Annotated in this window: 9 protein-coding genes; 6 read left to right on the forward strand and 3 right to left on the reverse strand. The window is 57.0% G+C overall.

Annotated elements, in window-relative coordinates; all coding sequences use genetic code 11:
* Positions 1-3 precede the first annotated feature (3 nt).
* The 5 genes from bcsA to CWM66_RS14100 are packed head-to-tail and all read left to right on the forward strand — an operon-like array spanning position 4 to position 9,889.
* Positions 4-2,118, forward strand: a complete 2,115-nt coding sequence (gene bcsA / locus CWM66_RS14080; protein WP_007369576.1) for a UDP-forming cellulose synthase catalytic subunit — start codon at positions 4-6, stop codon at positions 2,116-2,118.
* Positions 2,115-4,400 (forward strand): cellulose biosynthesis cyclic di-GMP-binding regulatory protein BcsB, encoded by a 2,286-nt coding sequence (gene bcsB, locus CWM66_RS14085; RefSeq protein WP_107146801.1) that lies wholly within the window; start codon positions 2,115-2,117, stop codon positions 4,398-4,400. Before bcsA ends, bcsB begins: the two co-directional genes overlap by 4 nt.
* A gap of 14 nt (positions 4,401-4,414) precedes the next feature.
* Positions 4,415-8,410, forward strand: a complete 3,996-nt coding sequence (locus tag CWM66_RS14090; protein ID WP_107146802.1) for a cellulose biosynthesis protein BcsC — start codon at positions 4,415-4,417, stop codon at positions 8,408-8,410.
* Positions 8,407-8,889: a cellulose biosynthesis protein BcsD gene (gene bcsD / locus CWM66_RS14095; protein WP_035886742.1), complete on the forward strand. Its 483-nt coding sequence runs from the start codon at positions 8,407-8,409 to the stop codon at positions 8,887-8,889. Before CWM66_RS14090 ends, bcsD begins: the two co-directional genes overlap by 4 nt.
* Positions 8,890-8,893: 4 nt before the next feature.
* On the forward strand, positions 8,894-9,889 hold the full coding sequence (locus CWM66_RS14100) for a glycosyl hydrolase family 8 (protein ID WP_107146803.1): 996 nt from the start codon (positions 8,894-8,896) through the stop codon (positions 9,887-9,889).
* Between the two features lie 39 nt (positions 9,890-9,928).
* Here CWM66_RS14100 and bcsG read toward each other — a convergent pair whose 3' ends face one another.
* From bcsG to bcsE, 3 genes are read right to left on the reverse strand one after another with little or no spacing between them, the layout of a single operon-like run.
* Positions 9,929-11,608: a cellulose biosynthesis protein BcsG gene (gene bcsG / locus CWM66_RS14105; protein ID WP_035886739.1), complete on the reverse strand. Its 1,680-nt coding sequence runs from the start codon at positions 11,606-11,608 to the stop codon at positions 9,929-9,931.
* A complete protein-coding gene (gene bcsF / locus CWM66_RS14110) occupies positions 11,601-11,798 on the reverse strand; it encodes a cellulose biosynthesis protein BcsF (RefSeq protein WP_043956159.1) in 198 nt (65 codons plus the stop codon). The genes bcsG and bcsF overlap by 8 nt, the downstream gene beginning before the upstream one ends.
* Complete coding sequence (gene bcsE / locus CWM66_RS14115; protein WP_007369583.1) at positions 11,795-13,354, reverse strand: cellulose biosynthesis c-di-GMP-binding protein BcsE; 1,560 nt, start codon at positions 13,352-13,354, stop codon at positions 11,795-11,797. The genes bcsF and bcsE overlap by 4 nt, the downstream gene beginning before the upstream one ends.
* A gap of 174 nt (positions 13,355-13,528) precedes the next feature.
* Here bcsE and bcsR point away from each other — a divergent pair, with 174 nt between their 5' ends.
* On the forward strand, positions 13,529-13,717 hold the full coding sequence (gene bcsR / locus CWM66_RS14120; protein WP_007369584.1) for a cellulose biosynthesis protein BcsR: 189 nt from the start codon (positions 13,529-13,531) through the stop codon (positions 13,715-13,717).
* Positions 13,718-13,724 lie beyond the last annotated feature (7 nt).

A 13,724-nucleotide genomic window follows, 5' to 3' on the forward strand; every position in this document is an offset into this window, starting at 1 on the left:
CCTATGAAAAAGCTTCTTTCTGTTTTGCTGGTACTGGCAATGGTTCCTGTCGCCCTGCTGGTGGTCATTACGCCGATGGACAGCCAAAAGCAGTATATTTTTGGCCTGATCAGCATGGGTATTTTGTTCCTGCTTGGATTCAGCAAAAAGCGCAGTGTTTCGGTGATTATGGTCGTGATGTCAGCGCTGTTGTCGACACGCTACATGTATTTCCGCCTGACCCAAACCCTGCATTTTAACTCTGAGATTGAAACCCTGCTCGGCATGGGACTGTTCCTTGCGGAAGTCTATGTCTGGGTGATGCTGCTGCTGAGCTACCTGCAAACTGTGTGGCCGCTGAAGCGTGAAATAGTGCAACTGCCGGATGATATGAGCCAGTGGCCGACGGTGGATGTCTACATTCCGACCTACAACGAACCGCTGGACGTGGTGCGTGATACGGTGCTCGCCGCGCAGTGTATTGATTACCCGCGCGATAAGATGAAAATCTACCTGCTTGATGACGGTAAACGCCGGGAGTTTGCGGTGTTCGCCGCCGATGTCGGCGTTGGGTATATCACCCGTAACGACAATGCGCACGCCAAAGCCGGCAACCTGAACCACGCGATGAAGCTTACCCACGGCGAGCTGATCTGCGTCTTCGACTGCGACCATGTCGCCACGCGAATTTTCCTGCAAGCTACGGTCGGCGGTTTCCTGAAAGATCCGAAACTGGCGCTTGTACAGACGCCGCACTACTTCTATTCACCGGATCCGTTCGAACGCAACCTGTCGGTAGGCCGCAACATTCCTAATGAAGGCTCACTGTTCTACGGCCCGATCCAGCAAGGCAACGACAACTGGAACGCCACCTTTTTCTGCGGCTCGTGCGCGGTGATCCGCCGTAGCGCGCTGGAGGAGATTGGCGGTTTTGCCGTGGAAACGGTGACCGAAGATGCACATACCGCGCTGAAATTGCAGCGCCTGGGCTGGGGCACAGCGTTTATCGATATCCCGCTGGCGGCCGGTCTGGCGACCGAACGCCTGGTACTGCATGTGATCCAGCGTACCCGCTGGGCGCGCGGCATGACGCAGATTTTCCGCCTCGATAACCCGCTGCTGGGACGTGGGCTGACCCTTCCGCAGCGTCTGTGCTACCTGAGCGCGATGCTTTATTACCAGTTTGCGCTGCCGCGAATCGCCTTTTTGACCGCGCCGCTGGCTTATTTGCTGTTTAACCTGAACATTATTCACTCTTCGGCCACTTTGGTCTTCGCCTACGCGCTGCCGCATTTGTTCCTTGCCGTGTTCGTTAACTCGCGTCTGAACGGACGTTTCCGTTACAGCTTCTGGGGAGAGATTTATGACATCGTGCTGGCGTTCCATATTGTCCTGCCGACCGTCGTCACCATGCTGTTCCCGAAACGCGGGAAATTTAACGTCACCGATAAAGGCGGCCTGCTGAACGTTGGCTATTTCGATTTCAGCGTGGTGCGCCCGCATTTGATTATCGCGGTGTTGCTGGCAGCTGGCGTGGTGGCCGGGATTGTCCGCGCCTGCGCCCATGATTACTTCGGCGTCGATCCGCGCGTTATCGCCCTTAACGTCGGCTGGGGGCTGTACAGCCTGATCTTCCTGCTGGCGGCAATTGCCGTGGCGCGGGAAACCCGTCAGACCCGCAAAACCATCCGTATTGATGTCGATATTCCGGTGTTGATCCACTATGCCAGCGGTATTACCTCGCGCAGCCAGACCGCCGATTTATCGATGGGCGGCTGCCGTATCGTGGTACCGGACGAGCGCCACCAGAGCGATGAAATCGAAGAGATTGAGCTGCTGCTGCAATCGGGTGCGATTGCCATTCCGGCTCGCATCATCGCCAGCGATGCAGAGTATATCCGCCTGATGTTCGACGATATTCCGCTGTCGCGCCGCCGTGAACTGGTGCGCGTGGTGCTTTCCCGCGCGGATGCGTGGATCCATCCGCCGAAACCGCAGGACAACCCGTTCCGCTCGATGCTGACCATTGTGCGCTGCGTCTTTGATCTCTTCTGGCTGACCTGGACATCGCGTCGGGAAAACCGCCGCCTGCGGGCAGAGCTGGCGGCGAAGGCGACGTCGGAGGAGGGCGGCGTATGAAACGTCTGACAACGCTGGCTATGCTGGTCGGTATGCTGTTTATGGCGCCGCTGCACAGTGAGGAAACAACGGTTTCATCGCTGCTGCCGGTTGATTTACCCCCGCCGACAACGACGCAAAGCGCATCGGCCTTTGTGCCGTCGGTGGTCAACAGCGTGAGTCTGGCGCAGATGGGGCAACCGCAGGGATTAACCCTGAGCGGCGGCCAGTTCCAGAGCGGCATCGATTTTACCCTACCGATGGATCAGGTGATCACCAACGCCCGGCTGGCGCTGAATCTAAAGATCTCCCCGGCAATGGCGGCGCGTAATGCCACCCTGCAATTGATGCTTAATGGCCAGCCGCTGGGCACCGTACCACTGACCGCTACTGATAGTGATCTGTCGCGCTACCAGCTGGATATTCCGGCAGCGCTGATGGTTTCCAGCAACAACCTGAGCTTCAAAATCAATGATGGCGATGCGATGCAGTGCCAGCGCGATCTGAACGATAAGTATCGTGTCACCGTCCTGCCGGATTCGCGTTTTGAGCTGGAAGGGCAGCAACTGGATATCGGTGCCGATCTGAGCCACTTCCCGCGCCCGTTCTTTGACAGCATGCAGATGTCACCCACCAGCATTGCGATGGCATTCGGCGCGACGCTGAGCGCCGATGCCATTAGCGCCGGCGCATTGATCTCCTCGTGGATGGGGATCCAGGCCGATTATCGCGGCATCTCGTTTGCGGTATATCACGATCGTCTGCCGGAACAGAACGGCATCCTGATCGGCCATCCCGGCGAGCAGATCGGCGGCCTGACGCTGCCGCAAACCACGCAGCCGCTGCTGAAAATTATCGATAACCCGGCGAACCCGGTGTACAAGCTGCTGCTGGTTGTCGGCAAAGATGAACAAGAACTGCGTGCGGCGGCCTGGCGGCTGACGCGGGGCAATTTCACGCCGCAAACGCCTGCGTTTGATGTTACGGCGCAGACCATTCCGTTGAGCAAACCCTATGATGCGCCGCGCTGGATCCCAACCGATCGTCCCATCAAGCTTCATGAGTTGATCCGCAAAGATCAAAGCCTGACCGCCACCGGGATCTGGCACTCGCCGTTGCAGGTGGCATTTCGCGCCGCGCCGGATCTGTTTTTGTGGGACGGAGAAACCATCCCGCTGCATATTGGTTACCGCTTCCCGACGGAAAACTGGATCGATGAGCAGCGCTCCTGGCTGAGCATGACCATGAACGACACTTTCCTGCACAACCTGCCGGTCAATAAACAGGGCGCGCTGGAAACGCTGTGGCACAAACTGGGCGGCGATGCGCGTCAGGAGTCGTTCGATATGCCGCTGGAGCCGTACATGATCTACGGCGACAACCAGCTCTCGCTCTACTTCAACATCGTGCCGAAAGAGAATGCGCCGTGCAGCACCTTGCTCAACAACAACATCAAAAGCCGCATTGATGATGATTCATGGATCGATTTAAGCCACACGCGTCACTTTGCGCTATTGCCGAACCTCTCCTATTTCGTTGGCGCGTCGTTCCCGTTTACCCGCATGGCGGACTACGCGGAAACGGTGCTGATGCTGCCGCAGAATCCGTCGGAAACGCAACTCGCCACGCTACTGGATATGGCTGCTCGCTCCGGTAATGCCACCGGAACGGCGCTGGGACATAACCGCGTGGTGCTTGGCGTTCCCACCGGCGGCGGCCTGCAAGAGCTGGTGCGCGATCGCGACGTGCTGGCGGTCACGGGCATGGATCAGCACGACTTCAACCATGCGCTGCTGGCTGACTCGCCGTTTATCACCCATGACAACACGCTGGGCGTGCGCGCGCCCTCCCTGTGGCAGAAAGTGCAGCGCTGGATGGCGGGCGACTGGGCGGCCGAAGGGCTGGAGGCCGACCGCTACTTCTCCTCTAACGAAGCATGGCGCGGTTTTATCAGTTTCCGCTCACCGTGGAACGATGAGCGTCTGGTGGTACTGGCGCTGGGCAGCAGCGATGAACAGCTTTCGCACCTGCATAGCGATCTGGCCTCAGCGCGTATTAACGCCGGTATTCGCGGCGATGCCGCCATCATCACCAATGAAAACGGGGTACGCAGCTTCCGCGTCGGCGAACAGTTCCCGAGCGGTCAAATGCCACCGCAGATGATGGTGGTCTGGTATGCCAACCAGCACTCAGCGCTGCTGGCCATTCTGGGACTGCTGGTCGGTTCGCTGGCGGGCTGGCTGTTCTATCTGGCGCTGAAAAAGCGCGAGCGTAAACGTCTGCATCCGGAGAACAGCAAGTGAAAAGGGTGACCACAATGCGAAACAAAACCGCCCGCCGGTGGACGACCGTTTGCCTCTCCGGCGCACTTGCGCTCAGCGCTGCCGGGCAGGCACAGGCCGCGCCGAATGATGCTGCCTTAAAAGCGCTGTTCGATCAGGCCAACTACTGGCATGAAAAATCCCATGACGAGCTGGCGATGGAGTCGCTGAAAAAGGTGTTAATGGTTGATGCCAATAACACCCGGGCGATGTATCTGATGGCGCTGTGGGCGCAGCAAAATGGCGATTTGCAGACCGCCGCGCAGTGGCGTTCACGGCTGGCGCAAACCGCGCCCGGCGATGGCGAATTGCAGGCGCTGGATAACGCCAAACAGATGGCGCAGGTGCCGCAAGGGCAGCTCACGCTGGCGCGTCAGCAGGCGCGGAGCGGCAACATTCCGGCCGCGCTGGAGACCTGGCGCAGCCTGTTTAACGGCAATACGCCGCCGCCGGGTCTGGCGCCGGAATATTACCTGACGATGGCGAGCGACAAAGCGCTCTATCCGCAGGCGCTGGCGCAGATGCAGCACATTGTGGCGCAGAATCCGCAGGACAATGCCGCGCGCGTGGCGCTGGGCAAGATGCTCACCTGGCGTGAAGAGACGCGCCGCGACGGGATTTTAATGCTCGAACCGATGGCCAGCGGCAGCAAAGATGCCGATGCCGGTTTACGACAGGCGCTGCTGTGGCTTGGGCCGCAGTCCGGCGATGAGCGCTTCTACGACACCTGGTTGCAGCGCCATCCGCAGGACAGCGAAGTTCAGGATTACTACCGCAAAAACATCGGCGGCGCAGCGAAAGGCGCGGGCTTTACCGCCCTGAACAGCGGCGACAGCAGTACGGCGAAGCGGCAGTTTGAACAGGTGCTGCAAACCAATCCGCAGGATGCCGATGCGCTGGCGGGCATGGGTTATATCGCTCAGCGCAATGGAGATTATCAGGCGGCGGCGCAATACCTGAACCGGGCGGCGAGCCTGGGTGGCGATGCCTCTGCCGAGCGCAAAACGCAGGCGGAGGACGCGGCGTTTTACGGCCAACTGGCGCAGGCGCAACAGGCGCTGAAAGAGGGCAATGTCAGCCAGGCGCTGGCCCTATCCGCACCGCTGGCGCAGCAGAGCGGCGAGCGGGGAACGGCGGCAAAACTGTTCCGCGCCGATGTGTTACGCCAGAACAAAGATTACCCGCAGGCGGAGCAGGCACTGCGCGCTATTCTGAACGACCAACCGCAGAATGCCCCGGCGCGCGAAAACCTCTATTACGTTCTGCGCGATCAAAACAAAACGGCAGAAGCTCAGAGCATGCTGCGAACCCTACCGGCCAGCTTGCAGGCGAAGCTGCAACCGCGCGTAGTCACCGGCGCGCCGGGCGATCCGCTGCGCCGTCAGGCGCAACAACTGGCTGCCAGCGGCAATACGCCGCAGGCGATTGCGCTGTTGCGTCAGGGCGTTGAGCGGTTGCCGGACGATCCGTGGCTGCGCCTCGATCTGGCGCGATTATTACAGCAATCCGGCCAGCAGAATGAAGCGGCGAGCGTTATGCTTCCGGCGCAAAGCAGCGGCGCGGGCGCAAGCTCCCTGTATGCCGCCGCGCTGTTCGCCAGTGAAAATGGCGGCTGGCAGCAGGCCAGCTCGTTGTTGTCGCGGATCTCGCCCGCGGGGCAAAACAGCCAGACGCGCGATCTCGCCCGCCGGGTGAACTACAACCTGCAAATGGCGACCGCCGATCGTTACCTGGCACAGGGCAATACTGTTGCCGCGTCGAATACCCTGAAAGCGCTCGCCAGCACGCCACCGGAAAGCCCGGCCGATGCCGGGAAACTGGCGCGGATGCTGGCGCAAACCGGCGATCTGACAACGGCGGTTTCGCTGGTGCGGGCCAATATGCAGCAGGGTGTGCGGGGCAATGCCGGGGATTACGCCGATCAAATTGCCGTGCTGAATCAGGCCGGGCTGAACCAGGAAGCACAGGCCTTTGTTTCCAGTCCCGAGATGCAGGCGCGCAGCACCCCGGCGCAACTGGCGGGCGTGCGTAACGGTTATGTGATTAATGAAGCCGATCGTCTGCGTGAGCAGGGCAACTATGCCGCCGCCTATGACAAGCTGATTCGCGCGTTGCAAAGCGATCCGCAGAATACCGATTTGATGTTCGCCATGGGCCGTCTCTACCAGAGCGGCAAAATGAACAAAGAAGCAGGCGTGCTGTATGACTATCTGATGACGCGCGACAGCGATGATCAGGCCGCGCGTGTCGGCGCGATTGATGTGGCGCTGGCGGAAAATAATATTGATAAAGCCCAGACCCTGGCGAATGGTCTGCGCAGTAACAGTTCACCGGAACGCCTGCTACTGCTGGCGCGGCTGGAAGAAGCAAAGGGTAACCATCAGCAGGCGATGACCCTGTTGCGTAGCGCCCGCGGCAAGCTGGTGGGGCTGGAATCGACCAACAGCGCGGCCACGCCAACAATTGGCGGCGTTTTGTTGGCTGATAACCCGTTTATGACTACCAGTAAAACCACGGCTGACACAGCTGCGCCGCAGTCGCTGTATGGGCAGACGTTGCCGTGGCAGGTGGCGCAGGTGGCCCGTGAGCCGGGCAGTAATCTGCCGGGCACTACGCGTACCGATCTGCCGGTAGAAACGGCGCAAAGCCGTACGCTGCGCCAGGTGGATGACATGATGCAGCAGATGAACGAAAAAACCGGCATGTGGCTGCAAGGTGAAGTGGATATTCGCGGTCGCGACGGGGAAACCGGCACCAGCAAGTTAACGGAAGCGAAAGCGCCGCTGACCTGGTCCAGTTCGCCGTTCGGCGATGCGCGCTTTGAATTTACTGCCACGCCAGTCAGCCTCAGTTCCGGTAGCGCTTCGGGCGATGCCTGGCGTCGTTATGGTTCAAACCCGCTGGCAGATGCGGCGAGCAATATTGCCACCTCCATCAGCAATGCCAACAGTTCTACGGCAACGGACGGCAGCGATAAATTTACCGATCTGACAAGTTACGCCGATGCCAGCAAACTGACACCGTTTACCGATGAGGGTTACAACAACCTGACCTCTTTATTGGGTTCGAGCCGCCTGAAAAGCCTGAGCGCATCGAACTACAAGAAGAATTACAACGATGCAATTAACGCCTCTACCGATTCGCAAAACGCCAGCGGCGTGGAGCTGAATATGGCGCTCAGCGGCGACAGCTACAAGCTGGATATCGGCAGTACGCCGCTCGGGCAGGATCTCACCTCGCTGGTGGGCGGCGTGAAGTGGTCGCCGAAACTGACCAACTACCTGACGCTGATCTTCACCGGCGAGCGCCGCGCGATCACCGACAGCCTGCTGTCGTATGTCGGACTACAGGATAAATACTCCGGCCAGCGCTGGGGGCAGGTCACCAAAAACGGCGGATCGGTACAGTTAAGTTACGATGATGGCGATGCCGGGTTCTACGTCGGCGGCGGAGGTTACAGTTATCTCGGGACGGATGTTGCCAGCAACACCAGCATGAACGCCAATGCCGGGGTCTATTTACGCCCGTGGCATGACGATTTCCGCCAGTTGCAGGCCGGGTTGAGCGTGAGCTGGATGGATTTCTCGAAAAACCTCAGCTACTTCACTTACGGCCAGGGCGGTTATTTCAGTCCGCAGAACTATGTCAGCGTCTCTTTACCGGTCGATCTTTCGCAGAAAATCGATAACTGGAAGCTGAGCATCGGCGGCGCTGTGGGATATCAGTCTTATACCCAGGATAAAAGCGACTATTTCCCGACCGAGCCTGAGGCACAGAAGATGCTCCAGCAACTGGCGGATCTTGGCTTTATCAAAGAGGCGCAGTACCAGGGCACTTCGCAAAACGGTATCGGCTACAACTTCCATGCGGGGCTGGATTACAACGTGAATAAAAATATGACGGTGGGCGGCAAAGTCGGCTACGACACCTTCGGTAATTATAACGAAAGCACCGCCGGGATTTGGCTCCGGTACATGTTGGGAGACAAATGATGACACACACTTCTGATACGCCGTTGCTCTCGTGGTTTCAGCAGCAGCAAACCGCGCCGGGCTGGTTTGATTTGCTGAGCGTAATGATTGACGGCATGGTAAACAACGTCGGTGAAGCGGAAAGCCTGCCATTCCTGCGACAGATGGGTGATGCAATGGCGGAACGCACGCCGCTTCCGCCGTCGGAAACCGTGGGCGAACTGGAAGCCAATATCAATGCGCAACTGGCGCTGTTCAACTGGGGTTTTATCGATATCGATACCCGTGATGACGGGCTGGCATTTCGTCATCAGGGCTTGCCGGTCGCGCGGGAAGAAGCGCACCGGAAGCGCTGGTGCTTTGCTTTTTGCGCCGTGCTTGAGGGGCTGTATACCCGCTGGATGCAAGAGCAGGGTGGTGCGGCAGGTCTCGTTTTTACCCGCGAAAGGCTCTATTCTGTGTCGGATGTTCTCTTCCGTTACGCTAACCCAAGTGAGTAAACCCATGTTGAAGCGCGTATTCGCCGCTCTGGTGGTGATGGTGAGTCTGTTGTTTACGTCATTTTCCCAGGCTTCTGCGGCCTGGGATAGTTATAAAGCCCGTTTTTTAATGCCGGATGGACGCGTCGTCGATACCGGTAATAAAAGTGTTTCCCATACTGAAGGCCAGGGTTACGCCATGTTGATGGCGGTGGCCAGTGATGACAGAGCTGCCTTTGACAGCATGTGGAACTGGACGAATAAGACCCTGAGAAATAAAGATAACGGCCTCTTTTTCTGGCGTTATAACCCGGTGGAAGCCGATCCTGTTGCTGATAAAAACGATGCGACGGATGGCGATGTTCTGCTGGCCTGGGCGCTGCTGAAAGCGGGGGAGCGCTGGAATGTTCCGGCTTATACCAGCGCGTCGGACGCTATTACGCAGGCCGTGCTGAAACATACCGTGGTGAGTTATGCCGGTTACCGCGTGATGCTGCCAGGCGCGAACGGCTTCAACCTCAACACCTATGTGAACCTGAATCCCGCCTATTTCATCTTCCCGGCGTGGCAGGATTTCGCGAAACGAAGCCATCAAGTGGTGTGGCGCGATTTGATCGCCGACGGGCAAAAGCTGCTGGGGAAAATGCGCTTTGGCAAAGCACAGCTCCCGACAGACTGGGTTTCGCTGGCGGCGGATGGCAAGCTTTCCCCGGCAAAAGAGTGGCCGCCACGCATGAGTTATGATGCTATCCGTATTCCGCTGTATATCAGCTGGCAGGATCCGCAAAGCGCGCTGCTGATGCCGTGGCGTAGCTGGTGGCAGGGCTTTAGCCGCAACCAGACGCCGGCCTGGGTGAATGTGGCGACCAACGAAACGGCGCCGTATATGATGAATGACGGTCTGCTGGCGGTACGTGATTTAACGCTGGGAGAACCGCTGGCCGAGCCGCAAATCACCGCGCAGGATGATTACTACTCTGCCAGCCTGAAGATGCTGGTGTGGCTGGCGCAGCAGAGCTAACCGATCGGCCCTCTCCCTTGCGGGAGAGGGCGCAGGACGTTACTGCGGATACGGTACCCAGTCCCCGCCGTTCAGGCGAACATACGGCTTGTTCTGGTACTGCAACACAATGGCGTTGGCGTTTTCAGAAACCGGCGCCGTTTGCGGCAGATTGCTGGTGAGCTGCTGCCAGTTGACGCTGTCCTCGGTGAAGATTTTGCCATCCAGCACCCGTGTCACCAGTTCTGATATCGCCAGGAAGCTGCTCGGCTGGTTAATCTCAATCGGCGCGCCCTGATGCGGCGCTTTCATGCCGAAGAATTTAATCGCTGTCGGTACGTTGGTAATTGACGGGCTGGGGATATCACGCAGGCCGGAAACCTGCATTTTGTCGCCCTTCAGCGCCGCGCCGTGTTCCGGCACCAGCACCACCATCACTTTCCGCCCGGATTTCTCCAGCTGCGTGAAGAAGGCATCCAGCTCATCAAACAGTTTCTGCGCGCGCAGTTTGTAATCCGCCGTTTTACGATCGCCGGGATAGTGGTTCCCGTCGTGCAGCGGCAGCAGGTTGTAGAAGGTTGCGGTGCGTTGCCCCTGTTTGAAGCTGTCCGACTCCATCCAGCGGTTCAGCACGGCAGTATCGTCATAGACCGGCGAACCATCAAAAGAGAGCAGTACAGGCGGCAGGCCAGACTGATCCATCAATGGTACCTGCACGCCGCCGTTATCGCGGATCTCTTTCAGGAAACCGCCGAACTCGCCGTTATGGTCCATCATCAACTGCTGGGTAAAGCCCAGTTTCGCCAGATTATCAAACAGATAGCATTGGTTGTTGGCCTGCTGATAGAGGTTTTTGTGCGACGACTGGCCGCAACTGGCGCGCAACAGACGAATCGCCGCCGGGCCGCTGTAAGCGGTGGCAGAGTTGAAGTGTTTAAATACGATGTCGAAGTGCGACCACAGCGGGTGCGACATCAGCCCTGCTGCTTCAATATCATCCCACGAGAGGGAACAGATATTGATGACCAGCAGATCAAACGGCTGGGCGTCAGCGGGAAGCTGCGCCGGGAAAGTGCTCTGGCGCTTCTCTTCTGAGGCGTAGAAACTGGCAAGATAAGCATTCAGGTTTTCCGAGGTCGGCGGCGCGGTTTGCGCAGGCATATCGCCCACTACCGGGGTATCGCCTGCCGCCGCGACGGTTGCTGCCGCACCGCCGCCGGTTGTGGTCACCGTGGTGGTTGGCTGGCCGCCTGGCCACAAGTTAAATGCCGGTCCGGTCAGGGTCAGCACGTTCAGCCAGATCATAATGGCAACGACAAACACGGTAACGCGGATCCACTGTGATAAAAACAGCCACGCCACCAGCAGGACAAAAACCCCGCCAATCATTTGCCAGTTGATAAAACGGGTCACCAGATCAAGCAGATAGTCGGCGCTGAAACCCGCGACCTGCGAGCCCTGGCTCATCATACTTTCCGGGCCAGGCAGCCAGGTGTCATGCCAGAAGAGACCAAAACCAATCGGCAGTGCGATCCAGTGACGCAGACGATGTAACCTCATGCGCGGCAACGGCATCAGCAGGAATGCCATAAAAACCAGGTTCAGCAACGGATGAAAGTTAAGGTAGCCCGCCCATAACAGACCGAATTTCAGCAGAAAATAGAAGTTCCAGCCGGAGAGGCCGCGCCAGTATTGCCACAGCGGCGAAGGCGTTGAAGTGGTCATCGATGAATTAGTCATGTTTGCGGTCTGCCTTGACGAACGATTCCCGGCGCAATATTCCTGCCGGTTTTACATAGCGAGGTCTGGTAAACAAGATCCGAAATGCGGACCGGATAGGGCGTATCCAGTGGCGCGCAAGATAACCCAGCGGGAAAAAGATCAGTGCGCAGAAGATGATAAGCTGAACGATATCGCTGACTGACATCATGATGTGCGCTCCGTGGTGTCACTGAATAAGCGGTAAGGCTCCGGAATACGGCGCCAGCCTGTACCGTCATGTTCGGCGTTAATGACTTTCTTCATTCCGGCAGTGTCAGGCAGCGGTTTAGCCAGTTTTTCCGGCGTCAGCATACGCATCTGCACCAGTTCCGCGGCAATCTGATTATCTTCAAACCACACCATCCGGTTTGAGAAGATATCCGCCGTTGGCAGCGGGAAAATATGGTTCAGGGCGGTATCAAGATCGTTGACACGGCAAAAGGACAAAAACAGCACCAGCCGGTTGTCGCTCATGCTGACAATATCCCCCACGCGATTGGGGCGACAAAGGGTAAGCGCTTGTTCGACGCGAATACCCGGTACCGGGCGCAGCGCAACCATTACCCCTTTGCCATCCGGCGGCAACAGTTGGTTATTGACCATATTGCTTATCGCATCACAGAAGATATTCCACGGCTGGTAGCCGCGCAGCTTCAGAGGCTGGGTCATGGAAAGCAGGGTGGTGATATCTTCCGGCACCAGCCGGTTGAATTGTTGCCCCTGCACGCTTTCAATCAGCGTCAGGCAGCGCGACAGCGGCGCGTTCCAGGGAATAACCATATTCGCGCCGCAGCCCAGCAATAATCGCTCATCGGTCGCGCGCAGGCTGGCCTGGCTTTCACGGACGATAATTTTTAAACCGCTGCCGCGCTGGCGGCGCAGGGTATGTACCTGGCGGGCGATACTATCGATCTGGTTGTTTTGCGCCAGGGAGAAAATCAGCGTTGCCGCCTGGCTTGAACGGGCTTCTTCAAACAGCGCTTCGTTTGTTTCAAATAAAGACCAATATTCGGAAAGCGGCGGCGCACCTTCCAGAACCGCCACATTACTTAATATTCTTTTTTCATCGCTGCGCGGTTGTACGGCGGTTTCTTCCTGCTTCGCTAATTGCCACCGGTCATCATGATGATGAAGAATCAGTTGCTGGCGGGCGCTGATCCCTTTTTCATTACACCACCAGGCAACATCATAAAGATGCATACCGTTTTGATAGCGTAAACTTGCCAGACCAAACAGTGAGCGATATTCACTCATCAAAATCGAGGCTTGTTTGTCATTGTTATTGCCGGGATTAATAACCAGCAAAGTACAATTATGATATTTCGCCCACTCATGCGTTTTTTCTAACCATTGATGTATTTTGGGGCCAGGAACATTCTGCCAGGCATTATTAGCACAGAGCAGTATAAGTAAATAATTCTCAGGCTCAATGGTGCAGAGTAAATCGCGGGCGAAAAAGTATAGGCTATTACTCTGGTTTGGCATGGAAAATAGACGAATTTTTTGGGGGCCGTGATCTTTATCCAGTTTAAGGATGCCCCGTAGATCGTGGTCCATACCGATAACCGCGACATTTGCCTCGGTATCTTGTTGTGCAATAGTTTGATTAATAAGGCTAACTGCATCAGTTTCGCGATCGGCATTTAACCACCAAACGCCGCCTGTAGGCATATGACGCAATTCGTCCCATAAAGACTGAATGCCAATAGAAAATATGGGGTCCACGATGTCCCTCTTGAAACAAATTTATCTGTATCTCAGTTTACTAGCGAAAGCTGAGAAATAAACCTAACATTGAAATTAAAGAACATCAGTTTTAGCATGTAAATGAATTTTGTCGGGCATGATGCCTTGCTACAATCAGTGCATGTGTTTTCTATTCAAAGGGATCGGGCCAGAATGCATAACAATGAACCAAAAACGCAAACAGACCCAACTCTGGGTTATACATTCCAGAATGATTTTTTGGCGCTGAGCAAGGCTTTTTCTCTACCCGAAATAGATTACGCCGATATTTCCCAGCGTGAACAGTTGGCTGCGGCTATTAAGCGCTGGCCGTTGCTGGCTGAATTATCCCGTCAACAATAAGGCAACA

The organism is Kosakonia sp. H7A, from assembly GCF_003028445.1.
In the GTDB taxonomy this organism is placed as follows: Bacteria; Pseudomonadota; Gammaproteobacteria; order Enterobacterales; family Enterobacteriaceae; genus Kosakonia; species Kosakonia radicincitans.